This is a genomic window from Terrabacter sp. RAF57 (assembly GCF_052113925.1).
Classification (GTDB): Bacteria; Actinomycetota; Actinomycetes; order Actinomycetales; family Dermatophilaceae; genus Terrabacter.
In genome coordinates this window covers 157,272-180,483 of the sequence record NZ_JBFRDT010000003.1, presented here as the reverse complement: position 1 = coordinate 180,483, position 23,212 = coordinate 157,272, and the positions used below count along the sequence as shown (strand labels likewise).

The window sequence follows — 23,212 nt, the reverse complement described above, 5'->3', positions numbered from 1 at the left end:
GACGCTGCGGCCATTCGGGCCGCGCCTCGGGCAGGATTGGCCCATGCCCGGCGACTCGGAGAGGACGCAGCCCCCCACGGACGGGGCCGTCTCCCGACCCACCGAGGCATCGGACGACACCACGGGGGAGACCATGCGCCGGACGGCGGAGCACGTGCAGGAGCAGGCCGGGGAGCGTGAGGAGCGCGCAGACGCGACGGCGGCGGAGCCGGTCGTCGAGGCGGCAGCCGAGGCCGGAGCCACGACCGGAGACGACGGCCTGCCCGGCGTCGAGGTCATCGAGCCACCCATCCCCGAACGGGTGCGCCGTCCCGTCGACGGCGTCCGCCTGGCCGCTGCCGTCGTCCTGCTCGTGCTCGGTCTCGTCGCGGCCGATGTCGCCTCGGGCACGCGCGGTGCGGTCGAGCAGGACCTCACCGACGCGACGAGCGGGCTTCCCCGGCTCTTGCTCACGCTGCTCGGCTGGATGAGCGGCATCGGCGTCCTGCTCCTGCCGATCGGCGTGGGCGCGGACCTGCTCGTGCGCCGTCGCCCCATGCAGCTCATCCAGGCGCTCGGTGCCGCCGTCGTCGGCGGTGTCCTCGTCATCGTCCTCGCCGTGCTCGTCCACTCGGGCAACGGCGGTTTCGTCACCGACGTGCTGACCCGACCCACCGCGACGGGCCGCACCGGTCCGCTCGACATCGTCATCGTCTCGATGGTCGCGCTGCTCACCGTCGCCGACATCTCCGGCCGCAAGTGGATCTCGCCGATCGCGACGGTGGTCGTCATCGCGACGCTCGTCACGACCCTGCTCTCGGGGGCCATGACCCTCGCGGCCCTCGTCAGCTCGCTCCTGCTCGGCTGGATCGTCGGCCTCACCTTCCGCCTGGTGTTCGGCGTGAACTCCACCCGTCCACCGGGGGTGGAGGTCGCCGCGGTGCTCGTCGCGGGCGGTGTGCCCCTGACCCGCCTCGAGCTCATCGACGCCAACGACGCCGGTGACCGCCGTTACATCGGGACCACCCACGACGGGACGCTCGACGTCCACGTCATCGACCGCGACACCTTCGGGCTCGCCTCGGGTCGGCGCCTGCTGCGCGTGCTGCGGCTGCGGAGCGGCTTCACCCGACCCCCCGCGCTGACGCTGCGCTCCGAGATCGAGCACCGGACCCTGATGGGTCTGGCCCTGCACGACGCCGGCATCCGCGCCCCACGGCCCGTCGCCGTGTCCGAGGTCGGTCCCTTCTCGGCCGTCATCGCCTACGACGAGCCGCAGGGCACCCCGCTCACCGAGGTCGACGGGGACCTCGACGACGCCCGGCTCGCCGCGATCTGGCGGCTGGCCGCCACCTTGCACCGACGTCGCCTCGTGCACCGGCAGCTCGGACCGTCGACGATCCTCGTCGACGACCACGGGCGGGTCGCCCTGTCCCGGCTCGGCAGCGGGGACGTCGCGGCCGACGACATCAGCCTGCGCATCGACCTCGCCCAGCTGCTCACGACCGTGGCCCTGGCCGTCGGCCCCGAGCGGACCGTGGACTCGGCCGTCGCAGCCCTCGGCGAGGACGCCGTCCTACGGGCCGTTCCCGTGCTCCAGCCGGTCGCGCTGAGTCCCGACGCGCGCGTGGCGCTCAAGGAGTCCAAGTCGGTCATGGGGGAGCTGCGCGAGCGGCTGGTCGCCCTGCGCCCCAAGGCAGAGGCCGTCGAGCCCGTCCAGCTGCGTCGCATCTCGGCGCGCGGCGTCGTCACGCTGCTCGGTGGGGGCATCGCCGGCTACCTGCTCCTGACGCAGCTGGCCCAGGTCGACATCGGCCAGGTCGTCAGCACGGCCGACTGGCGCTGGGCCGCCCTGCTGCTGCTCTTCGCGGCCGCCACCTTCGCCGGTGCCTCCATCGCGCTCGCCGGCGCCGTCCAGATCCACCTCAGGTTCATCCGGACCTACATGACGCAGCTCGCCGTGGCGTTCAGCGGCCTCGTCGCCCCGGCCGCCGTCGGCAACATCGCGCTCAACACCCGCTACCTGCAGACCTCCGGCCTGTCCCCGACGATCGCCGGTGCCAGCGTCGGCGTCGCGCAGGTGGCCCAGTTCTGCTCGTACTTCGTCCTGCTCGTCATCTCCGGTGTCCTGGCCGGCACCGGCCCGGCGGTCTCGTTCAGCCCGTCCCCGGTGCTCGTCGCGGCGATCCTCGTCGTCGTCATCCTCGCCCTCGGGCTGCTCGCGCTGCCGAAGGTCCGGGCCCTGCTCACCGACCGCGTGCTCCCGCAGGTCAAGTCGGCCGTCCCGCAGGTCCTCGCCGTCCTCCAGCACCCGGCCAAGCTCACCCAGCTGCTCGCCGGGGCGCTCCTGCTCGACATGTCGTTCGTCGCCGCGCTCGTGTGCGCCACGAGGGCCTTCGGTGCCGATGCGCCCGTCGCATCCATCGCTGTCGTCTACTTCGCCGGCGCCATCGTCGGCTCGGCCGTCCCGACGCCCGGTGGCCTCGGCGGCATCGAGGCCGCGATGTCGTTCGGGCTCATCTCCATCGGCGTCGACAGCGGCACCGCCGTCTCGTCCGTCCTGCTCTACCGGCTCGCGACCTACTGGTTGCCGATCCCGTTCGGGTGGTTCTCGCTCAACCGGCTGCAGAAGGTCGGGGCCATCTAGCCGGGTCGGACGGCGTACGCCCTCGGTCCGGACGAGACCGGACGCGGCGCGCGCGGTCGGGACGGTTATCGTCGGGCCATGACGGTGCGGCGGATCATGGGGCTCGAGACCGAGTACGGCATCTCCGTGCCCGGCGACCCGATGGCCAACCCGATGTTCTTGTCGGGCCAGGTCATCAGCGTCTACGCCGCCGCGCAGGGGATCCGGTCCAACCAGTCGAGCTGGGACTACGCCTTCGAGGACCCGCTGCGCGACGCGCGCGGCTGGCAGCTCGACCGGCAGACCGCCGACCCGAGCCAGCTGACCGACATCGAGGACCCGACGCTCGCCAACGTCGTGCTGACCAACGGCGCCCGCTACTACGTCGACCACGCCCACCCCGAGTACAGCTCTCCAGAGGTCACACTGCCGCGCGACGCCGTGACCTGGGACCGGGCGGGCGACGCGATCGCGCTCGAGTCGGTGCGCTTGCTCGCCGCGCGTCCAGGGCAGCCGCCGGTCAACCTCTACAAGAACAACGCCGACGGCAAGGGCCAGTCCTACGGCACGCACGAGAACTACCTCATGCCACGGCGCACCGCGTTCCCCGACATCGTGCGGCACCTCATCCCGTTCTTCGTGACGCGTCAGGTGGTCTGCGGTGCCGGCCGGGTCGGGATCGGCGTCGACAGCAGGGGAGCGGGCTACCAGATCTCCCAGCGCGCCGACTTCTTCGAGACCGAGGTCGGCCTCGAGACGACCCTCAAGCGCCCGATCATCAACACCCGCGACGAGCCCCACGCCGTGGCCGACCGCTACCGGCGCCTCCACGTCATCATCGGCGACGCGAACCACCTCGACGTCGCGACCCTGCTCAAGACCGGCACGACGTCGCTCGTGCTCGGGATGATCGAGGACGGCCACCTCACCGCGGACTGGTCGGTCCGCCGACCGGTCGCCGCCCTGCAGACCGTCTCGCACGACCCGACGCTCACCGCCACCGTCGAGCTCGTCGACGGACGCAGCATCACGGCGCTCGACCTCCAGTGGATGTACCTCGAAGCCGCCCGCGTCTGGCTCGACCGGCGCGGCGACGACCCCGAGGCCGAGGCGACCGCAGAGGTCATGGGCCTGTGGGAGGAGGTCCTCACCGGTCTCGGGCGCGACGTCATGTCGTGTGCGCCCCTGCTCGACTGGGTCGCCAAGCTGCAGCTCCTCGAGGGCTACCGCGCCCGTGACGGCCTCGCCTGGGACGACCACCGGCTCGCGGCCATCGACATCCAGTGGGCCGACGTGCGCCCCGAGAAGGGGCTCGTGCACCGGCTGCGTGACCGCGGGCTGCTCCGTGACCTCGTGACGCCCGAGGAGGTCAAGGCGGCCCAGACGACGCCACCGGAGGACACCCGCGCCTGGTTCCGCGGCGAGTGCGTCCGCCGCTTCACCGGCCAGGTCTTCTCGGCCAGCTGGGACTCGGTCGTCTTCGACGTGCCGGGTCGGGCCAGTCTGCAGCGGGTCCCCATCCTCGAGCCGGAGCGCGGCACCCGGGCGCAGGTCGGCACGCTGCTCGAGCAGAGCGCCGACGTGGGCGAGCTGCTCCGCGGCCTGGCCACGCCCGAGTAGGCAACGCCACGGCCTACTCGGCCCTGAGCACCCCAGCGTGCACGAGTGCCTCCACGGCGCGGTCCTCGAGACCGGCAGCTCGTCCCACAGCGTGAGCCCGAGAGGGCCCAGCCGGACCGGGTCGGTCCCGACGAGCACGACTGCGCCGTCATGCGTGCGGATGCCGTCCGGCCACCGCGGCGCGCACGTGGCCCCGCGTGACCGCCCGGGTGCCGTGGGCGGCATACCTGCTCCGGAGCCCGTGCGCACGTCCGGAGCCCCGGAGCCCCGGAGCCGGCTCGGCGGCGGCCTCGAGCAACGCGTGGTGGAGCGGCCGTGTGCGCGGCGTCGCGGCCGAGCAGCACGACCGCCCGCATCCCAGCCCCGCAAGGCACGGTGCGAGTCCGAGCTCGTCCGGGCCCCACCCGGGGTGTCCTGGAGCCATCTCGCCGAGCCGCGGCCGACCGTGTCGGTCGGCGCCACCCGCCGGCAGCCGTCGGTTCCCGGGCGCCGTCATGAGCAGCGCCGGGGGAGAGGCGTGTCCACCGTCGGCGGTGGGTGCTCGGACCGCGGGGCGCACACGGGTTAGGGTCGGGGGACGAGGTCGTTCACGTCTGGGAGGTAGCCATGCCGGGTCAGGAGCACGTCAAGCCGCAGCGTCGTGACGAGGAGCCGCCGGAGACACCGGAGGCACCGCCGACCGCGCCCGCCGGCGCTGCCGTCAAGGAGGGCCTGTCCGACGACATCGACAGCGTCCTCGACGAGATCGACGGTGTCCTCGAGTCGAACGCCGAGGAGTTCGTCCGCGGTTTCGTGCAGAAGGGCGGCCAGTGACCCAGTGGTCCACGGGGCGGCCTCGCCGGCTCGACGACGCCTTCCTCAGCGCGGGATCCTCGTCGTTCAGCGAGTTCGTCTCCGCCTACCGTCCTGAGCTGCTGCCTTCGGGTCGGCGCCTGCCCTCAGGTGCGAGCATCGAGGCGCCGCACGGCACGACCATCGTCTCGCTGCTCTTCGACGGGGGAGTCGTCATGGCGGGCGACCGCCGCGCCACGATGGGCAACGTCATCGCCAACCGGGACATGGAGAAGGTCTTCGCCGCCGACGACTACAGCGTCGTCGGGATCGCGGGCACGGCCGGGATCGCGATCGAGCTCGTCCGGCTCTACCAGGTCGAGCTCGAGCACTACGAGAAGATCGAGGGCGCCATCATGTCGCTCGAGGGCAAGGCCAACCGCCTCGCCTCGATGATCCGGGGCAACCTCTCCCTCGCCATGCAGGGCCTCACCGTGGTCCCGACGTATGCCGGCTTCGACCTCGAGTCGGCCACCGGGCGGATCTACTCCTACGACGTCACGGGTGGCTGCTACATCGAGGGTGGTCACCACTCGACCGGCTCGGGATCCGTCTTCGCCCGCGGCGCCCTGAAGAAGCTGTGGCGGCCGGGTCTCGAGGAGCAGCAGGCGGTGTCGGTCGCCATCGAGGCGCTCTACGACGCCGCCGACGACGACTCCGCCACCGGTGGCCCTGACCTCGGCCGCCAGATCTGGCCGACCGTCGCCGTGGTGGACCACTCCGGCGCTCGGTTCGTCGCGTCCGACGTCCTCGAGGGACACGTGCAGCGCGTCGTGGCCGCCCGTCGTGACAACCCGGGAGGCGCCCGATGAGCATGCCGTTCTACGTCCCGCCCGAGCAGGTCATGAAGGACCGGGCCGACTTCGCGCGCAAGGGGATCGCGCGTGGACGCTCGGTCATCGTCGTCGGCTACGACCGCGGCATCGCGTTCGTCGCCGAGAACCCCTCGCGAGCCCTGCACAAGGTGTCGGAGATCTACGACCGCATCGCCTTCGCCGCGGTCGGTCGCTACAACGAGTTCGAGAGCCTGCGGGTCGCCGGCATCCGGTATGCCGACCTGCGCGGCTACTCCTACGACCGCACCGACGTCACGGCTCGGGCCCTCGCGAACACGTACGCCCAGACGCTCGGGGCGGTGTTCACCCAGGAGTCCAAGCCGTTCGAGATCGAGATCGTCGTGGCCGAGGTCGGGGTCGACAGCGACACCGACCAGATCTTCCGGCTCACCTACGACGGGTCGGTCGCCGACGAGCAGGGCTTCGTGGCGATGGGTGGCGCCAGCGACGCCGCCGAGGAGCGGCTCGGGACCGGGTGGCGGCCGGGCATGACCCTGGCCGAGGTCCTGCGACTGGCCGTCGACGTGCTCGGCGCCGGCGAGAACGGCGAGCGCCGCGCCCTCGACGAGGGCCAGCTCGAGGTGGCCGTGCTCGACCGCGACCGTCCCCGGCGCTCGTTCCGACGCATCGTCGGTCCGCTGCTGACGCGCTTGCTCGTCGAGGCGCCTGGGGCCGTCGAGGCGCCTGGGGCCGTCGAGGCCACTGCCGGTCCGGGGTCGACGGAGACCGTTGCGGGAGAGAGCGGTTCGGCGAGCTCAGCGAGCCCCGCGGACGGTCCCGGATCCCCGACACCGCCTTCCTGACAGCCGACCACCGCATCGAGGTGCACACGACGAAGGCCGCCCMCCGAGAGGTGGGCGGCCTTCGTGTCGCGCGGTGTGCCGCGACCCCGGCTCCGGGTCGACGACGACGCGTCAGCGGCGCTGCGCGCCGACCCGGTCGCTCGAGGCGCTGCGCTGGTAGTACGACGACTGGTCCGAGCCGTACGACGAGCTCTTGCCGGCTGGGTCGTCCTGCTCCTCGTCGCCCTGCTCGGCGTCGGCCTCGGCCGCGGGCTGAGCATCCTCGTCGGCCTGCTCGGCCCGCTTGGCCTCGGACGGGACGGCGTCGGGGGAGGTCTGCTCGGCACTCTCGTCGTCGGCATCCGACGCCTGCTGGACGGCCGGGACCGGCTGCTGGACGTCGGCCACCTGCGGCGGCTGCGCCGGCTTGTCCGGGGCACCGAGCGTGTCCATGAGGGCACCGCCACCGAGGGTGGCGAGCATCTGACGGACGTTGCCGAGCTGCGCGGTGATGCTGTCGCGCTGGGCCGTCGCGGCGGCGAGCTCGCGGTCGGACTCCTCACGCAGGCGCGAGGCGTGGTCGCGCGCCTCGGACACGATCTGGTCGGACTGGGCCTGGGCGTTCTCGAGCAGGCGCTCGGCCCTGGCGCGCATCTCGTGCGCGTCGTGCTCGGCACGCTCGGTCAGCTGACGCAGGCGGGACTCGCTCTCGTTGAGCGCGGCCTCCTGCTGCTGGCGACGGGCCTCGAACTCGGCGTCGGCCGACTCACGGCGCGCAGCGAGCTTGACCTCGAGCTCGGCGGAGGCGGTGGAGGCCTTGAGGCGGTGCGACTCGTACTCCGCCGCGGCCTCCTGCCGCTGGGCCGCGGTGACGCTCTGGGCCTCGGCCACGATGGCCTGAGCCTCGCGGTTAGCCTGCGCGATGATGCGGACGGCCTCCTCGTCGGCGCGGGCGCGGGCCTGCTCGGCGTAGGTCGCGGTCGTCGCCTTGAGCTCGGAGGCGGCCCGGTTGGCGCGCTCGCGGATCTCGTCGGCCTCGCCGTTGGCCCGGGTGCGCATCTCGCCGGCCTCCTGGTCGGCGAGCGCCAGGATCTGGGCGATGCGCTCACCGAGGTCGGCGAACGTCTGAGCCGGGGCGGGCGAGCTGTTCTTCTTGAGGTCGGCCATGACCCGCGACTGCTGACCCAGCTGTCCCCGGAGGTCGGTGAGGGCCGCGTTGAGCTTGGTCAGCTCGACGCTCCGCTCGGCGGCATCCTTCTTGGCCGCCTGCAGGGTGCGGTTCTGCGACTCGATGAAGGAGTCAACCTCTTCGGGCTCGTAGCCGCGGCGGGAGAACTTGAAGTGCGGTCTGTCGATCATTTCCGTCCAATGCAGGGGATCGTGGAGGGGTACGGCAAGAGGGGACAGCAGCCATTGTGACAGCCACACCAGACTGACTATCACAGACGTCGTCCTGTGGGACACCGTGCCGGAACGATCGTCGCGACACCGAGACACGGACCGCCCCCGCGCCCGTCGGCACCCCCTGGGAGGGTCGTGCCGGCGCCTCGGGCGGGTGGCTCGGCATGTCTACTCGCGCCCGGGTGGGCGAGAGCAGCCGCGCCGACGGGTGGTCGTGCCCGACGGCCGCGGGACCCGCCGCCTAGAGTTGGTTCATGGAGCGGCGGATCTTCGGGATCGAGAACGAGTACGGCGTCACCTGCACCACGCAGGGCCAGCGTCGGCTGACTCCGGACGAGGTCGCTCGCTACCTCTTCCGCCGCGTCGTCGCCTGGGGCCGGTCGAGCAACGTCTTCCTCGGCAACGGCGCCCGGCTCTACCTCGACGTGGGGTCCCACCCGGAGTACGCCACCGCCGAGTGCGACTCCGTGCGCGAGCTCGTCATCCAGGACAAGGCGGGGGAGCGCATCCTCGAGGGCCTCGTCGAGGACGCCCAGGGCAGGCTGCGTGACGACGGCGTCGAGGGCGAGATCTTCGTCTTCAAGAACAACACCGACTCCGCCGGCAACTCCTACGGCTGCCACGAGAACTACTGCTACGGCAGGTCGGGCGACTTCCAGCGCGTCTCCRACATGTTCATCCCGTTCCTCATCAGCCGCCAGATCACGTGCGGCGCCGGCAAGGTCGTCGCCACCGCGCACGGGGCGAGCTTCGCCGTGAGCCAGCGCGCCGACCACATCTGGGAGGGCGTGTCGTCGGCGACGACCCGCAGTCGGCCCATCATCAACACCCGCGACGAGCCGCACGCCGATGCCGAGAAGTACCGCCGCCTGCACGTCATCGTCGGCGACTCCAACATGTCCGAGACGACCAACCTGCTCAAGGTGGGCAGTGCCGACCTCGTCCTGCGGATGATCGAGTCGGGCGTCGTCATGCGCGATCTCTCCATGGAGAACCCCATCCGCGCGATCCGGACGATGAGCCACGACCCGACGGGACGGGCCACCGTCCGGCTCGCCAACGGCCGCGAGCTGTCGGCCCTCGACATGCAGCGCGAGTACCTCGACAAGGCCATCGAGTTCGTCGACCGCGAGGGCATGGACAGCCCGGACACGAAGCAGGTCATCGACCTGTGGGGCCGGGCCCTCGACGCCATCGGGTCGGGTGACCTCGCCGCGATCGACACGGAGATCGACTGGGTCATCAAGTACCGCCTCATCGAGCGCTACCGCGCCAAGCACGGGCTCGCGCTCACCGACGCGCGGATCCAGCAGATCGACCTCGCCTACCACGACATCAACCGGCGGCGCGGCCTCTTCTACCTGCTCCAGCGCCACGGGCGGACGGCCCGCGTCTCCTCCGACGTCGAGATCTTCGAGGCGAAGGTGCGCCCGCCGCAGACGACGCGGGCCAAGCTGCGCGGCGACTTCATCCGTGCCGCGCAGGCCCACGGCCGCGACTTCACGGTCGACTGGGTGCACCTCAAGCTCAACGACCAGGCGCAGCGCACCGTGCTGTGCAAGGACCCGTTCCGCTCGGTGGACGAGCGGGTCGAGCGCCTCATGGAGACCATCGACAGGTCGCCCACGATCCAGCGCCCGCTCTGACCCACGGGTGCCCACCGGAGCTGTGCGGACCTGTCAGTGCGCTGTGAGGCGCGCACAAGGGTGAGCGTTACAGTGGCTGGGATTTGCCCTGCGGGACCTCCACACCCGCCCGCCCCGATCGAAAGTCTTCCCCTGTGCGCCCCAACCGTCCGGCCGCTCGCACGGCCGTTGCCCTGATCGCTGCCCTCGGCCTGACCACCCTCGCCGCCTGCGGGTCCAGCTCGTCCGGCTCCTCAAGCTCCGCCACGACGACCGTCGCGGCCTCGGCTGCCCTCAAGAGCGTCACCGCCACCGGCGCCGTCGACCTCAAGACGGCCCCGAAGGTCGCCCTCGGTGCGACGCCGATCAGCTCGAAGGCCGTCGAGCACAAGGTGCTGACCCCTGGCACCGGCAAGGCCGCGACCAAGGCCGACACCGTGCGCCTGCGCGCCCAGATCTACAACGGCACGAGCGGCAAGCTCATCGACGACGGCTATGCCGCCGGCCGGTCCGCGGAGGCCTACCGCCTCGGCCGCACCGACATCGTCGCCGGCTTCACCGAGGGCCTCGTCGGTGCCACCAAGGGTGGCCGCATCGCCTTCACGATCCCGCCCGAGAAGGGCTTCGGCACCGCCGGCAACGACCAGCTCGGCGTCAAGGGCACCGACACCATCGTCGTCGTCGCCGACATCCAGGACGTCCACACGCCCCTGACGCAGGTCGACGGCACCCAGACGGCCGCGCCCGCAGGCCTGCCCACCGTCGAGTTCAAGAACGGCCCGACCAAGGAGCCCACCGTCACGGTGCCCAAGACGACGGCCCCGACGACGACGCAGCAGGCCACGCTCATCCAGGGCGCCGGCGCGACGGTCCAGAAGGGCCAGACCATCAGCGCCCAGTACCACGGCGTCCTCTGGAAGGACGGCAGCGTCTTCGACTCCTCGTGGCAGCGTGGCGCGGCCGCGGACTTCCCGATCGGCGTCGGCGGCGTCATCCCCGGTTGGGACAAGACCCTCGTGGGCAAGAAGGTGGGTAGCCGCGTGCTGCTCGTCATCCCGCCGGCGGACGGCTACGGCAAGGCCGGCAGCGCGCCCAAGATCTCCGGCACCGACACGCTCGTCTTCGTCGTCGACATCCTCGACGCCTACTGACCGCGGTACCGACCGCACCACCGACCGAGTTCACGGACGAAAGGGAACACGCAGCATGGCACTCGACCCGAACCGCACGAAGCCCGAGATCGACTTCCCGGAGGGTGACGCGCCCGCCGACCTCGTCGTCGAGGACATCATCGAGGGTGACGGCCGCGAGGCGAAGGCCGGTGACACGGTCAGCGCACACTACGTCGGCGTCGCGCACTCGACGGGCGAGGAGTTCGACTCGTCCTGGAACCGCGGCAGCGCCCTCGACTTCCGTCTTGGCGTCGGCATGGTCATCCCCGGCTGGGACAAGGGCATCGAGGGCATGAAGGTCGGCGGTCGGCGCAAGCTGACGATCCCGGCCCACCTCGCCTACGGCGAGCGTGGCGCGGGCGCTGCCATCAAGCCCGGTGAGACGCTGATCTTCGTCGTCGACCTCGACGACGTCAGATGACACTGGCTCGCTTCGCTCGCCGGGTTGGGCGCGCCTGACGTCACGCCTTCCCTCCTCGACTCGCTCGCGGCGCTTGCACCGCTCGTCAGTCCAGGTGTGACGCGCGCCGAACCAGCCCGGCGGCATACCGCCCCGCGACGGCCGCGCCGAGAAATCCGGCCCGGTCGTCGTCGTATCCGCGCCCCATGGTGCGCAGTGGCACCGGTGTGTCGCGCAGCGCCGCGTCGAGCCCGTCGGTCGCCACCTCGTGGAGCGTCAGCCGCCCCCGGCTCGCGGCGCACAGGGTCCGGGCCTGCTCGAGCACCCGCACGCCCACCTCGCCGGGTATCAGGGGCACCGGCACGTCGCCGGGCACGAGCGCCACGCGGCCGTATGCCGTCAGGCTGTGGTGTGAGACCCCGCGGTGCCGCTCGCGCGGGTCGGCCTCCGAGATCCGCAAGGAGCAGACAGGGCGGCCGCCGAGGGTCCCCGCGGCGTTGACGGCCTCGCCAGCCGACGTGCCGGAGAAGCCCCACCGCGTGCCCGTGCCGAGGTTGCCCGGCCCCTGCGACACGACGACGACGTCGGCGCCGACGACATGGTGCGCGGCCAGCAGGCCGGTGTGGACGTTCACCGCCTCGAGGTCGCCTCCGAAGGCCTGCCCGACCGTGATCGCCGCCTCGAGCCAGCCGGCCTCCCGCAGACCGGCCACCGTCCGGGAGAAGTCGATCGGCAACGCGCCACCGTCGCTCATGACGTAGGCGACCCGCAGGGACGGCGCGGCGTCACGCACACCCGCGAGCACCGCCGGCAGGGCCGAGTGGAGGTCGGCCACGACGACCGGAAGACCGTCGACGTCGTCGGCGTCGGCCAGCACGGCGTGGTGCTCGCTGTCCTGCTCGTCGACGCCGAGGACCATCGTCTGGGAGGGCGTGTAGCGGGCCTTGACGACGTGGCCCGGCACGGCCGTGACGTCGGCGACGGGACGGGGGAGCGCGTCGGGGGCAGCGACGACGATGGCCAGCCCGCCGGTGCCCAGCCCTCGCTCGAGGGCGGTCGTGTTGAGCAGCACGGCGGTCCCGAGGGTGAGGTCGCCGACGACGTCGACGTAGCCGAGCGCCCGGACGACGTCACCGGGCGGCAGCCGGACGGCATACTCGACCGCGCCCGCCCAGCGGGACCGCACCTCGACCACGACACCCCGGCGCCACTGGATCATGGGGTGACCCTATTCGATCGCATGTTCGGGTAGCGTCGGACTGCCCCCCACGCGCCGCGCCCCTTCAGGAAGGTCTCGATGAGCCCTGCGTCTGCCTCGGCCGACAAGACCGAACGGCTGCTCAACCTCATCCTCGCGCTGAAGTCCGCGCGGCGACCGGTGTCGAAGCAGAAGATCCGCGAGTCGCTGCCGGCCTACGCCGCCGCGACCTCCGACGAGGCCTTCGACCGGATGTTCGAGCGGGACAAGGACGAGCTGCGCGAGATGGGCATCCCCATCACGACGACGGTCCTCGACGTCCTCTTCGACGACGAGGTCGGCTACCGCATCGACGCGAGCGAGACCACGCTGCCGGCGATCAGCTTCGAGGCCGACGAGGTCGCCGCCCTGGCGCTGGCCGCCCGCGCGTGGTCGACGGCGAGCATCTCGGGTGCCGCCTCCGCGGGCCTGCGCAAGCTGCGCCTCTCGGGCGTCGAGATCGACGAGTCCGTGGCCGCGGGTGCCGAGCCGCGCATCCGCACCAAGGAGCCGGCCTTCGAGGCCGTCCACGCCGCGGTGTCGGCCCTGCAGCCGATCACCTTCGACTACCGCAGGAACGACGGAGAGCTGACGACCCGTCACGTGCAGCCGTGGGCGCTGAAAAACTGGCACGGCCGCTGGTACCTCACGGGCTTCGACGTCGACCGTGGCGACGAGCGCGCCTTCCGCCTGAGCCGCTTCGAGGGCGCCGTCCGTCGCAAGGGACGTCCGGGTTCGTATGCCGTCCCGTCCGACCACGTGCCCGAGGTGGCCCTCGAGGCGCAGCTGCCCGAGCCCGAGGGCACTGCTGTCGTGAGGGTGCGGCACGGGAGGGGCCACACCCTGCGCCGGTACGCCCAGCGCACGACCGAGGTCGACGAGCGGTGGGCCGAGATCGAGGTGCCCTACCGCCGCGGCACGACCGAGCGCGACGTCGTGGCCCTCGGCACGCACGCCGTCGCCGTCTCGCCGCCCGAGCTCGTCGACGGGGTGAGGTCCGCGCTCCGGGCCGTGCTGGACGCACAGACGGTGCCGGCGGGGCAGGGTGGCCGGCCCGACGACGTGCAGGTCCGGACGGGGGAGCACGCATGAGCGCCACACGACGCACGGCGGCACGCCGCGTGCCGGAGACCGCCACACAGCGCCTCGGTCGGCTGCTCGACATGGTCCCGTGGCTCCTCCAGCACCGGGGCGTGTCGATCGCCGAGGCGGCGCAGGAGTTCGGGGTCGACGAGCACCAGGTCGTCGAGGACCTCGAGCTGCTCTTCGTCTGCGGGACCCCCGGCTACGGCCATGCCGAGCTCATCGACGCGCAGTGGGACAGCGGCCACATCTACCTCGACAACGCCGACGACATCGCGGCCCCGATGCGCCTGACGCGTGACGAGGCCGTCACCCTCACCGCCGGACTGCAGGCCCTGGGGTCGACGCTCGTCGGCTCCGACGTCGCCGAGCGCACCCTCGAGAAGATCCGCGCCGCGGCCGCGACGACCGTCGGCGAGCCCACGGGCCGCATCGACCTCGACCTCGACGACGGGAGCCAGCACGCAGCCATGGCGACCCTCAAGGACGCCTTCGCCCGCGGTCGTCGGGTCCACCTGCGCTACTACGTCGCGACGCGTGACGAGTCGACCGAGCGTGACGTCGACATCATGCGGATCCTCAACCTCGACGCGCAGTGGTACGTCGAGGGCTACTGCCACCGCGCCGAGGACGTCCGGCTCTTCCGGCTCGACCGCATCGAGGACGCGTCGGTGCTCGACCTCGACGGCACGCCGCCGGCCGACGCCCGTCCGCGCGACCTCGACGACGTCTTCGTCCCCGGCGAGAACGACGTCACCGTCGTCATCGAGGCGAGCCGGTGGGCGGCGTGGATCGCCGACTACTACCCCAACGAGGGCGTGGAGCGCGGCCCGGACGGGTCGCTGCGGGTCACGCTCAAGGTGGCCGACCCCGCGCTCGTGCGTCGGCTCGTGCTGCGTCTCGGGGGAGAGGCGCGCGTGCTCGAGCCGCCCGAGCTCGTCGATGCCGTCGCCCTCGAGGCCCGGTCCGCGCTGGCGGCCTACGGCCCGAACGGCTGAGCACCCGACGCGCCGACGGCGTCCAGGCCGGGGAACCTGTGTCCATCAGGTGACCACGGGTGCCCACATAGCGGTCAGTTGGCCGTTCTCACGGGCGCGGACGGTCCAGGTTCACCGGGCGCACGTATGCTGGACACCTGCAGCACCGAGGCTGCACCATGACGGTTCGGATCCGGACCGGCTTTCGACGAGGAGACGTAACCATGCCCAACCTGGGTGCCCCCGAACTCATCATCATCGCGGTCGTGCTCATCGCCCTGTTCGGCTGGAAGAAGCTCCCCGACATGGCGCGCAGCCTCGGCCGTTCCGCCCGGGTCTTCAAGTCCGAGGTCGACGAGCTGAAGAAGGACGGCAAGCCCGTCCCGAGCGACGCATCGCAGACGACCGTGCCGGGTGACGTCGTGGACGCCGATGCCGAGCGCCGTGCCGCCGAGGCCCGTCTCGCCGATGCCGAGCGCTGGGCCGCCGAGGCCCGCGCCGAGGCCGACCGCCTCCGTGCCGCGACCCCGAGCCCGACGACGACGCCGACGTCGGGCACCGACGACATCCGTCGCGACACGACGTTCTGAGTGGGTCGGATCCCGAACCCATCACACGGAGCTCCCTGAATGCCGTCACTGCGACGCCAGCGCGACCCCGAGGGGCGGATGTCGCTCGGCGATCACCTCCGTGAGCTGCGCAACCGCATCACCATCAGCGCCATCGCCATCATCATCGGCGGGGTCCTCGGCTGGATCTACTACGACCAGGTCATCAACGCCCTGACCAAGCCCCTGCGTGACCTGCAGGTCGGTCGCGAGGGCGTCGTCAACATCAACTTCGCCGGCATGACGGACGCCTTCGCGCTCCAGCTGACGACGTCGCTCTTCGTCGGGCTCATCCTCGCGTCGCCGGTGTGGCTCTTCCAGATCTGGGGCTTCATCGTCCCCGGCCTGACGAAGAAGGAGAAGCTGCTCGCGCGGCTCTTCGTCGTCGCCGCCGTGCCGCTCTTCCTCGCGGGGTGCTTCTTCGCCTTCATCATGGTGCCCAAGGCCGTGGCGGTGCTGCTCGGCTTCACTCCCGAGGGTGCCTACAACCTGCAGGACGGCTCGCAGTACCTCAACTTCGTCCTCAAGTTCATCGTCGCCTTCGGGTGCGCGTTCCTGCTCCCGGTGTTCCTCGTCGCGCTCAACCTCGTCGGCGTGCTCCGGGCGCAGGCCATGCTCAAGGGCTGGCGCCCGGCCGTCATGATCATCCTCGTCTTCGCGGCGATCATGACCCCGACGCCCGACGCCTACACCATGCTCTTCCTCGCCAGTCCCATGGTGCTGCTCTACTTCGCCTCGGTCGGGGTCGCCTTCCTGCTCGACCGGCGCAAGGAGGAGCACAAGCCCGACTGGTTGGACGTCCCCGACGACGAGGCCTCTGCCCTGTAGCGTTCGGGTGTGTCCCAGCGTGTCGCCCTGATCGTCAACCCCACCTCGGGGAAGGGCGTCGGCCGAGCGATGGGCGACGAGACGCGCCGGCTGCTCCTCGAGGCGGGTCATGACGTCGTYGACGTGTCGGGCAGCGACTACCAGCAGGCCCACACGCGGGCCCGCGAGGCCGTGGCCGACGGCGTCGGCACGGTGGTCGTCGTCGGGGGTGACGGCATGGTCCACCTCGGGGTCAACCTCTGCGCCGGCACGACGTCGCGCCTCGCCGTCGTCGCCGCCGGCACGGGCAACGACTTCGCTCGCAACCTCGGCCTACCCGTCCGTGACCCCCGCGGGGCGGTCGCGCTGCTCGCCGATGGCCGGACGCGCGAGATCGACCTCGGTCGCGTGACCCACGGCGTGGCGGGCGAGACGTGGTTCGGTGGCGTCCTCGGCGCCGGGTTCGACGCCGTCGTCAACGCGCGCGCGCAGCGCATGACCTGGCCGCGGGGGCAGATGCGCTACAACCTCGCGGTCATGCGTGAGCTCCCGGTCTTCCGACCCATCCCGTATGCCGTCGAGCTCGACGGTCACCGCCTCGAGACGCGGGCGATGCTCGTGGCCGTCGCCAACACGACGTCCTTCGGCGGGGGCATGCGCGTGTGTCCCGATGCCGACGTCACCGACGGTCTCTTCGACGTCATGATCGTCCACGCGCTGTCGATCCCGTCGTTCCTCCGGGTCTTCCCCAAGGTCTACTCCGGAACCCACACCACCCACCCGGCCGTCGAGATCCATCGCGCCCGGCGAGTTCGCTTGGAGGCGAGCGGTATCCACTCACAGGCAGATGGCGAGACCTTCGCCGACCTACCGATCGACGCCGAGGTCGTCCCCGGTGCCCTGCGCGTCGTGGCCCCGATGGAGGTGCCCGCGTGATCGCCACGTGGCCGAGGCTCGCGGAGTTCGCCGCCCGTCTCGACTTCCCGCTCGACGACTTCCAGACCGAGGCCTGTCGGGCAGTCGAGGAGGGCCGTGGCGTCCTCGTGGCGGCTCCCACGGGAGCCGGCAAGACGATCGTCGGCGAGTTCGCGGTGCACCTGGCCCTCGCGACGGGACGCAAGGCGTTCTACACGACCCCGATCAAGGCCCTGTCCAACCAGAAGTACGCCGACCTCGTGCGCGTCCACGGCGCCGACCGGGTCGGCCTGCTGACCGGTGACGCCTCGATCAACGGCGAGGCCCCGATCGTCGTCATGACGACCGAGGTCCTGCGCAACATGATGTATGCGGGCTCGACGACCCTTCGCGGGCTCGGCTGGGTCGTCATGGACGAGGTCCACTACCTCGCCGACCGTTTCCGCGGGGCGGTGTGGGAGGAGGTCATCATCCACCTGCCTCCGGACGTCAGCGTCGTGTCGCTGTCGGCGACGGTGAGCAACGCCGAGGAGTTCGGCGCCTGGCTCGGGGAGGTGCGCGGCGACACCGAGGTCATCGTCTCGGAGCACCGTCCGGTGCCTCTGTGGCAGCACATGATGGTCGGCCAGACCCTCTTCGACCTCTTCGTCGAGGAGCGCGACGGCCGCGAGGACGACGAGCACTTCGTGGACGCACCGGGGCGCTACTCGGTGAGCGTCAACCCCGACCTCGTGCACGCCATCCGCGGCACTGAGGGTCGGGGCGCGTGGGACTCGCACTGGGTCAGCTCGCGCGGAGGTCGCGACAAGGGCCGTGCGCGCGGCAAGGGCGCGCGGGGCGGGTCCGGGGGCGGGGGGCGCGGCGGACGGGACGACTGGGCCGGGCGAGGTCGGCGCGGCGCCGACGCCCCGGCCGGACGCGGGCCCGGTGGCGGCGACGGCGGACGCGGCTTCGCCCGTGGTGGTCGTCCCGGTGGCGGGGCCACCCGCGCCGAGGTCATCGAGCGTCTCGAGCGCGAGGGACTGCTGCCGGCGATCACCTTCATCTTCAGCCGCGCGGGCTGCGACGGCGCTGTCGGGCAGCTGCTGTCGAGCGGCATGCGCCTCATCCCCGAGTCCGAGGGTGAGGCCAACCGTCGCCTCGTCGAGGAGCGCATCCAGGGCCTGGCCGAGGAGGACCTCTCGGTGCTCGGCTACTGGGACTTCGTCGACGGTCTCTCCCGTGGGTTCGCCGCCCACCACGCCGGCATGCTGCCGACCTTCCGCGAGATCGTCGAAGAGCTGTTCACCGCCGGCCGGGTCAGGGCCGTCTTCGCGACGGAGACCCTGGCCCTCGGCATCAACATGCCGGCGCGGACCGTCGTGCTCGAGAAGCTCGTGAAGTTCAACGGCGAGAACCACGTCGACATCTCGGCCGCCGAGTACACCCAGCTCACCGGACGTGCGGGTCGCCGCGGCATCGACATCGAAGGTCATGCCGTCGTCCTCTGGAACCGTGGCCTCGACCCTGCGGGGGTCGCGGGGCTCGCCTCGACGCGCACGTACCCACTGCGCTCGAGCTTCCGGCCGACCTACAACATGGCCGTCAACCTCGTGCGCCAGTTCGGCCGCGACAGCGCCCGCGAGATCCTCGAGACGTCCTTCGCGCAGTTCCAGGCCGACCGTGCCGTCGTGGGCTTCGTCCGCACGGTACGCCGCAACGAGGAGGCCCTTGCCGGCTACGCCGAGCACATGACGTGCCACCTCGGCGACTTCTCCGAGTACGCCGCGATCCGCAACGAGATCCGCGACGTCGAGAAGGAGGGGGCCAGGGCTCGGTCGGCGTCGATGCGTACGGCCGCGGCGATCTCCTTGGAGTCGCTGAAGATCGGTGACATCGTGCGCATCCCCGCCGGACGCCACAGCGGCCTGGCCGTCGTCGTCATGCCCAACCGCGGCGGCAAGGGGGAGTCGGCGTCGCCCGCCGTCGTCACCGAGGACCACCAGCTGCGCCGGCTGACCCTGCACGACGCGCCGACGCCCCTGGAGCCGCTCGGGTCGATGCGCGTGCCCAAGCAGTTCAACGCCCGCAACCCCAAGGCCCGTCGTGACCTGGCGGCGACCCTGCGCGCGACGATGCCGCACGACCCGCCGCCACGTCGCCGACCGGCCGACGGCGACCCGACGGACGACCGTGTCGACGAGCTGCGTCGGCAGATGAAGGCGCACCCGTGCCACCGCTGCCCCGACCGCGAGAACCACGCCCGTTGGGCTGAGCGCTGGTGGCGCCTCCGGCGTGAGACCGACGGCATCCAGCGCAAGATCGACGGCCGCACCAACTCCGTCGCCAAGACGTTCGACCGCATCTGCGAGCTGCTCGTCGAGATGGGCTACCTCGGCGTCGGCGGTCAGACGGTCACCGCTGACGGCGACCGCCTGCGCCAGCTCTACACCGAGAAGGACCTGCTCGCCGCCGAGTCGCTGCGCGAAGGGGTCTGGCGTCGTCTCGACCCACCGTCGCTGGCCGCCGTCGTCTCGACGCTCGTGCACGAGCCGCGACGGGAGGAGACCGGGCTCACCCCTCGCTGGCCCAACGACGACGTGCGCGAGGCGTACGACCGGATGATCCGGATCTGGTCCGACCTCGAGGACGCCGAGGGCGCCCTGACCCTCCCACGCACGGGTATGCCGGACGGTGGCCTCGCGTGGGCCATGCACCGGTGGGCGAGCGGGCAGCGCCTCGAGGACGTGCTGCGGGGGACCGACCTCGCGGCCGGGGACTTCGTGCGTCGGTGCAAGCAGGTCATCGACCTGCTGGGTCAGCTGACCGACGCGGCGGACCCTGAGCTGGCGACGACCGCGCGGCGGGCCAGTGACGGCGTCCTGCGCGGGGTCGTGGCGGCCGACCGGCTCGACTGAGGGCGGAGGCCCCGAGCCGCCTCCCGTGCAGCCGGACGATTGTCGTCGCGAGCACCCGGTCGGCTATGGTTGGGGCACCGGTCGACGTTTTTGGTGCTCGTGTCTTCACACGCTCGCAAGGAACGCCATTGCGAGCGCAACTGTTTCTTCAGGGTTTCTGGAAAGTGGTCGCGTCTCTGCCGACCGGGGGTCGCTGACAAGCAACGACTCACTTCCACCCAAAGGAGAAAAACATGGCACAGGGAACCGTCAAGTGGTTCAACTCGGAGAAGGGCTTCGGCTTCATCGCCCCGACCGAGGGTCCCGACGTCTTCGTCCACTACTCGGAGATCACGGGCAACGGCTACCGCAGCCTCGAGGAGAACCAGGCCGTCGAGTTCGACGTCGAGCAGGGCCCCAAGGGCCCGCAGGCGATGCGCGTCCGCGCTCTCTGATCGCTCGCTGATCTCGTCGGACCCACAGTCCGCACGACGAAGGCCGGTCCCCTCGGGGACCGGCCTTTCGTCATGCCGGGTTCGAGTCGTGCTGTGCCTGCCGGGCGCCTCCGAGGACCCCGAAACGGCCACGATCACCCGAGCTGGGCCCGAGGGCCACGCCGGAGTCGCGGCCGAACGTGGGGGTGAGCGTCGCGCTCAGGTGGTGCTCAGAGCCGGGTCACACGCTCGAACGGGCTGTTGACGCGGACCACGCCGGACTCGAACTTCAGGGTCACCGTGGCGGGGCTGCACGAGACGACGACACCGAGTCCGTGACGCAGGTGGGAGACCCGGTCTCCGACCGAGAACTCCTCGATGTCCGGCGCAGGGGCCGGCCTGAAGGGGCTGCTGGAGAGGTGGCGACGGCGGTCGGGCGTTCCATGGGTGGGCACCCTTCAGTATGCGCCTTTCCGGGGCCTGGTGGTGACCCGCGGGTAGCCCTCGGACGCTCAGGCGTGCGTCGGGCCGACCGAAAGGTGACCGTACCGTGACCGGTCGGACGGTCCGGTGCCGGTGCTCATGGTCAGTCGATCCCGAGGGCGGAGATGACCCGGTCGAAGGACGACGTGAGGCCGTGCTCGACGGCCAGGCGTGACATCAGGGCAGGGTCGGCCACGGCGCTTGGTGCGGCCAGGTCGACGTCGGGCACTGCGGCGTCCTTGGCCACGGCCACGACGCGTGGGGCGGCGTCGAGGTAGTCGCTGGCGGCCTCGAGTCGGGCGCGCTGGGCGCCCTTGATGGCGGGGTCGCCGTCAGCGATCGCGGCCCGGACGGCCTCGAGGGTGCCGTAGGTCGTGATGAGCTTGGCCGCGGTCTTCTCGCCGATGCCCGCGACGCCGGGCAGGCCGTCGCTCGTGTCGCCCCGCAGGACGGCCATGTCGCCGTAGGCGGGCCCGGTGGCCACGCCGTACTTCTCCGCCAGGAACGCCTCGTCGACGAGGTCGGGGGAGCGCACGCCGCCGCGGGCCGTGTAGACGACACGTACCTGGTTCGCGTCGTCGACGAGCTGGAAGAGGTCGCGGTCGCCCGTGACGATGTCGACGGGCATCCGGCCGCTGAACGCGGTGGCCAGCGTGCCGATGACGTCGTCGGCCTCGTAGCCGTCGACGCCGACCCGAGCGATGCCCAGCGCCGTCAGCGCGTCGACGATGATGGGTACCTGGACGCCGAGGGCCTCGGGCACGGTCTCGCCGGCGAGCTCGTCGGGCCCGGGCTCGGCGACGCGGTGGGCCTTGTAGGACGGGATGGCCTCGACTCGGAACGCCGGGCGCCAGTCGTTGTCCCAGCAGGCGACGAGGTGCGTCGGGCGACCTCGCTCGACGAGCGAGGCGATCATGTCGAGCAGTCCACGCACAGCGTTGGTCGGCACGCCGCTCGGCCCGATCACCTCGGGCACGCCGAAGAAAGCGCGGAAGTAGAGCGACGCTGAGTCGAGCAGGAGCATCCTGGGGGCTCGGGACGGCATACGCGAGAGGGTACCGGTCCCGGCGCCGAGCGCCGCGGCGACGGCGGTGCCGTAACGTCGACTCATGGGGCGAACGCGTCTCACCCGACTCCTCCTGGTCCTCGCCGGTCTGAGCATGCCTCTCCTGGCATGCTCGGCGGGCGACAGCACGACCCCCGCGGGCCCGTCCGCCACCGCCTCGACGTCGCCGGCCGCATCTCCCTCGGCGGTCGCCACGCAGACTCACGTCGGCGACTGGCAGATCGTCGCCTTGGGTGACTCCGTTCCCTACGGAAGTGCCTGTGACTGCTCGCCGTACCCTGCGCTGACCGGCGCCGAGCTGAAGGATGTCTCCGGCACAGAGACCCTGACCACGAACGACTCGATCCCCGGCTACAGGACGTCGGACGTCCTCGAGCAGCTGCGGTCGGACGAGACGGTCAGGTCGCACGTCCGCACGGCCGACGTCCTGCTGCTGGAGGTCGGCGCCAACGACGTCCTCTACAGCCCGACCTGCGGGTACGACGCGCACTGCTACGACGGCGCCGTCTCGGCGATGAGCGGTCGGCTGCAGGAGATCGCCGCCAGCATCCAGGAGCTGACGGCGGGGCGGCCCGTGCTGGTCGTGCTGCTGGACTACTGGAGCGTCTGGCTCGGAGGACAGTACGCGGCCGCAAAGGGCCAGGCCTACGTCGACACGGCGGCGTATGTCACCGACCAGGTCAACTCGGTGGTCGCGTCCCGCGCCGCAGCCTCGACATGGCGGTACGTAGACCTCCGCGCGGCGTTCAAGGGCCCGACGTACGCCTACGACGAGACGCACTACCTCGCCCCGGACGGCGACCACCCGAACGCCGCGGGACACGGACGGATCGCGGAAGCCACCGTCGCCGTCATCCGCGCGCCTCTTCACCCCTAGGACGTCCGCGCGAGCCGTCGTCCACTGCACTAACCTTCGGGCCATGGAAGATCTCGACCGCCGGCTCGTCGGCCTGCTGCTCACGGACGGCAGGATGAGCTACACGGACCTCGGCAGGGCGACGGGCCTGTCGACGTCGGCGGTGCACCAGCGGGTCCGGCGCCTCGAGGAACGGGGCGTCGTCACCGGCTACACCGCGCAGGTCTCACCCGACGCGCTCGGGCTTCCGCTCACGGCACTCATCTCGGTGACGCCCTTCGACCCGAGCGATCCCGACGACGTGCCCGAGCGGCTGCGCCACATCACCGAGATCGAGGACTGCCACTCGGTCGCCGGCGTCGAGAGCTACATCCTCAAGGTGCGGGTGCAGACGCCGGCCGACCTCGAGGACCTGCTGGCGCGCATCCGCTCAGCCGCGAGCGTCTCGACCCGCACGACCGTGGTGCTCTCGACGCCGTGGGAGGGCCGCAGCGCCTCGGCCGAGCCCCGCGAGACCGACTGAGCCCCGAGTCAGCCGGTCGGACGGGTCCGTGTTCACGCCGCCGCGCACGATGGCGACGCTCTCGTCCGCGGCAGG

Annotated in this window: 21 protein-coding genes; 17 read left to right on the top strand and 4 right to left on the bottom strand. The window is 71.5% G+C overall.

The genetic code is table 11. From position 1 onward, the window contains the following. Positions 1 to 43: 43 nt before the first annotated feature. The 5 genes from AB4Y83_RS05805 to prcA all read left to right on the top strand — a co-directional run bounded on the left by AB4Y83_RS05805 (position 44) and on the right by prcA (position 6,695). A complete protein-coding gene (locus AB4Y83_RS05805) occupies positions 44 to 2,626 on the top strand; it encodes a lysylphosphatidylglycerol synthase domain-containing protein (RefSeq protein WP_442296283.1) in 2,583 nt (860 codons plus the stop codon). Positions 2,627 to 2,704: 78 nt separating this feature from the next. Then, positions 2,705 to 4,225 carry a depupylase/deamidase Dop gene (gene dop / locus AB4Y83_RS05800; protein ID WP_442296282.1) on the top strand — a complete coding sequence of 507 codons (1,521 nt, stop codon included), beginning with the start codon at positions 2,705 to 2,707 and terminating at the stop codon, positions 4,223 to 4,225. Between the two features lie 606 nt (positions 4,226 to 4,831). After that, complete coding sequence (locus AB4Y83_RS05795; RefSeq protein ID WP_056756869.1) at positions 4,832 to 5,038, top strand: ubiquitin-like protein Pup; 207 nt, start codon at positions 4,832 to 4,834, stop codon at positions 5,036 to 5,038. Beyond that, a complete protein-coding gene (gene prcB, locus AB4Y83_RS05790; RefSeq protein WP_442296281.1) occupies positions 5,035 to 5,868 on the top strand; it encodes a proteasome subunit beta in 834 nt (277 codons plus the stop codon). The genes AB4Y83_RS05795 and prcB overlap by 4 nt, the downstream gene beginning before the upstream one ends. Next, on the top strand, positions 5,865 to 6,695 hold the full coding sequence (gene prcA, locus AB4Y83_RS05785) for a proteasome subunit alpha (RefSeq protein WP_442296280.1): 831 nt from the start codon (positions 5,865 to 5,867) through the stop codon (positions 6,693 to 6,695). Before prcB ends, prcA begins: the two co-directional genes overlap by 4 nt. A 111-nt stretch (positions 6,696 to 6,806) precedes the next feature. Here the strand turns inward: prcA and AB4Y83_RS05780 are convergent, their stop codons facing one another. Continuing rightward, positions 6,807 to 8,033 (bottom strand): hypothetical protein, encoded by a 1,227-nt coding sequence (locus AB4Y83_RS05780; RefSeq protein ID WP_442296279.1) that lies wholly within the window; start codon positions 8,031 to 8,033, stop codon positions 6,807 to 6,809. 296 nt (positions 8,034 to 8,329) lie between these two features. On the opposite strand from AB4Y83_RS05780, the gene pafA reads away from it, so the two are divergent. From pafA to AB4Y83_RS05765, 3 genes are all read left to right on the top strand, one after another. Continuing rightward, positions 8,330 to 9,721, top strand: coding sequence for a Pup--protein ligase (pafA, locus tag AB4Y83_RS05775; protein WP_442296278.1), 1,392 nt, complete (start codon positions 8,330 to 8,332; stop codon positions 9,719 to 9,721). 134 nt (positions 9,722 to 9,855) lie between these two features. Then, positions 9,856 to 10,851 carry an FKBP-type peptidyl-prolyl cis-trans isomerase gene (locus AB4Y83_RS05770; protein WP_442296277.1) on the top strand — a complete coding sequence of 332 codons (996 nt, stop codon included), beginning with the start codon at positions 9,856 to 9,858 and terminating at the stop codon, positions 10,849 to 10,851. Between the two features lie 55 nt (positions 10,852 to 10,906). Then, entirely contained in the window at positions 10,907 to 11,293 is a 387-nt protein-coding gene (locus tag AB4Y83_RS05765) for an FKBP-type peptidyl-prolyl cis-trans isomerase (RefSeq protein WP_442296276.1), read from the top strand. Positions 11,294 to 11,378: 85 nt separating this feature from the next. Here the strand turns inward: AB4Y83_RS05765 and AB4Y83_RS05760 are convergent, their stop codons facing one another. Then, positions 11,379 to 12,491, bottom strand: a complete 1,113-nt coding sequence (locus AB4Y83_RS05760; RefSeq protein WP_442273486.1) for a DUF3866 family protein — start codon at positions 12,489 to 12,491, stop codon at positions 11,379 to 11,381. A 78-nt stretch (positions 12,492 to 12,569) separates the two neighbouring features. Here AB4Y83_RS05760 and AB4Y83_RS05755 point away from each other — a divergent pair, with 78 nt between their 5' ends. The 7 genes from AB4Y83_RS05755 (at position 12,570) to AB4Y83_RS05725 (ending at position 20,230) form a co-directional block, all read left to right on the top strand. Beyond that, positions 12,570 to 13,601 carry a helix-turn-helix transcriptional regulator gene (locus tag AB4Y83_RS05755; protein WP_442273485.1) on the top strand — a complete coding sequence of 344 codons (1,032 nt, stop codon included), beginning with the start codon at positions 12,570 to 12,572 and terminating at the stop codon, positions 13,599 to 13,601. Continuing rightward, positions 13,598 to 14,590, top strand: a complete 993-nt coding sequence (locus AB4Y83_RS05750; RefSeq protein WP_442273484.1) for a helix-turn-helix transcriptional regulator — start codon at positions 13,598 to 13,600, stop codon at positions 14,588 to 14,590. The genes AB4Y83_RS05755 and AB4Y83_RS05750 overlap by 4 nt, the downstream gene beginning before the upstream one ends. Positions 14,591 to 14,793: 203 nt before the next feature. Then, positions 14,794 to 15,159, top strand: a complete 366-nt coding sequence (gene tatA, locus AB4Y83_RS05745; protein ID WP_442296275.1) for a Sec-independent protein translocase subunit TatA — start codon at positions 14,794 to 14,796, stop codon at positions 15,157 to 15,159. 39 nt (positions 15,160 to 15,198) lie between these two features. Further along, complete coding sequence (gene tatC / locus AB4Y83_RS05740; protein WP_442273482.1) at positions 15,199 to 16,005, top strand: twin-arginine translocase subunit TatC; 807 nt, start codon at positions 15,199 to 15,201, stop codon at positions 16,003 to 16,005. Between the two features lie 9 nt (positions 16,006 to 16,014). After that, entirely contained in the window at positions 16,015 to 16,920 is a 906-nt protein-coding gene (locus AB4Y83_RS05735; protein WP_442273481.1) for a diacylglycerol/lipid kinase family protein, read from the top strand. Beyond that, complete coding sequence (locus tag AB4Y83_RS05730) at positions 16,917 to 19,796, top strand: DEAD/DEAH box helicase (protein ID WP_442273480.1); 2,880 nt, start codon at positions 16,917 to 16,919, stop codon at positions 19,794 to 19,796. Before AB4Y83_RS05735 ends, AB4Y83_RS05730 begins: the two co-directional genes overlap by 4 nt. Before the next feature lie 233 nt (positions 19,797 to 20,029). Beyond that, positions 20,030 to 20,230: a cold-shock protein gene (locus AB4Y83_RS05725; RefSeq protein ID WP_020144233.1), complete on the top strand. Its 201-nt coding sequence runs from the start codon at positions 20,030 to 20,032 to the stop codon at positions 20,228 to 20,230. Positions 20,231 to 20,439: 209 nt separating this feature from the next. Here AB4Y83_RS05725 and AB4Y83_RS05720 read toward each other — a convergent pair whose 3' ends face one another. Beyond that, positions 20,440 to 20,664, bottom strand: a complete 225-nt coding sequence (locus tag AB4Y83_RS05720; protein ID WP_056777046.1) for a hypothetical protein — start codon at positions 20,662 to 20,664, stop codon at positions 20,440 to 20,442. A gap of 131 nt (positions 20,665 to 20,795) precedes the next feature. Next, positions 20,796 to 21,716, bottom strand: a complete 921-nt coding sequence (locus AB4Y83_RS05715) for a 5'-3' exonuclease (RefSeq protein WP_442273735.1) — start codon at positions 21,714 to 21,716, stop codon at positions 20,796 to 20,798. A 136-nt stretch (positions 21,717 to 21,852) separates the two neighbouring features. On the opposite strand from AB4Y83_RS05715, the gene AB4Y83_RS05710 reads away from it, so the two are divergent. Beyond that, entirely contained in the window at positions 21,853 to 22,635 is a 783-nt protein-coding gene (locus AB4Y83_RS05710) for an SGNH/GDSL hydrolase family protein (protein ID WP_442273479.1), read from the top strand. Between the two features lie 43 nt (positions 22,636 to 22,678). Then, complete coding sequence (locus tag AB4Y83_RS05705) at positions 22,679 to 23,137, top strand: Lrp/AsnC family transcriptional regulator (protein ID WP_442273478.1); 459 nt, start codon at positions 22,679 to 22,681, stop codon at positions 23,135 to 23,137. Positions 23,138 to 23,212: the final 75 nt, after the last annotated feature.

Bases quoted from the DNA above. Each gene is read 5' to 3' on its own strand.
- prcA (WP_442296280.1), top strand. From the start codon at position 5,865: ATGAGCATGCCGTTCTACGTCCCGCCCGAGCAGGTCATGAAGGACCGG.
- tatC (WP_442273482.1), top strand. From the start codon at position 15,199: ATGCCGTCACTGCGACGCCAGCGCGACCCCGAGGGGCGGATGTCGCTC.
- AB4Y83_RS05705 (WP_442273478.1), top strand. From the start codon at position 22,679: ATGGAAGATCTCGACCGCCGGCTCGTCGGCCTGCTGCTCACGGACGGC.
- AB4Y83_RS05750 (WP_442273484.1), top strand. From the start codon at position 13,598: ATGAGCGCCACACGACGCACGGCGGCACGCCGCGTGCCGGAGACCGCC.
- AB4Y83_RS05710 (WP_442273479.1), top strand. From the start codon at position 21,853: ATGCCTCTCCTGGCATGCTCGGCGGGCGACAGCACGACCCCCGCGGGC.
- AB4Y83_RS05715 (WP_442273735.1), bottom strand. From the start codon at position 21,716: ATGCTCCTGCTCGACTCAGCGTCGCTCTACTTCCGCGCTTTCTTCGGC.
- tatA (WP_442296275.1), top strand. From the start codon at position 14,794: ATGCCCAACCTGGGTGCCCCCGAACTCATCATCATCGCGGTCGTGCTC.
- AB4Y83_RS05725 (WP_020144233.1), top strand. From the start codon at position 20,030: ATGGCACAGGGAACCGTCAAGTGGTTCAACTCGGAGAAGGGCTTCGGC.
- AB4Y83_RS05780 (WP_442296279.1), bottom strand. From the start codon at position 8,033: ATGATCGACAGACCGCACTTCAAGTTCTCCCGCCGCGGCTACGAGCCC.
- AB4Y83_RS05765 (WP_442296276.1), top strand. From the start codon at position 10,907: ATGGCACTCGACCCGAACCGCACGAAGCCCGAGATCGACTTCCCGGAG.
- AB4Y83_RS05795 (WP_056756869.1), top strand. From the start codon at position 4,832: ATGCCGGGTCAGGAGCACGTCAAGCCGCAGCGTCGTGACGAGGAGCCG.
- AB4Y83_RS05755 (WP_442273485.1), top strand. From the start codon at position 12,570: ATGAGCCCTGCGTCTGCCTCGGCCGACAAGACCGAACGGCTGCTCAAC.
- AB4Y83_RS05760 (WP_442273486.1), bottom strand. From the start codon at position 12,491: ATGATCCAGTGGCGCCGGGGTGTCGTGGTCGAGGTGCGGTCCCGCTGG.
- dop (WP_442296282.1), top strand. From the start codon at position 2,705: ATGACGGTGCGGCGGATCATGGGGCTCGAGACCGAGTACGGCATCTCC.
- AB4Y83_RS05805 (WP_442296283.1), top strand. From the start codon at position 44: ATGCCCGGCGACTCGGAGAGGACGCAGCCCCCCACGGACGGGGCCGTC.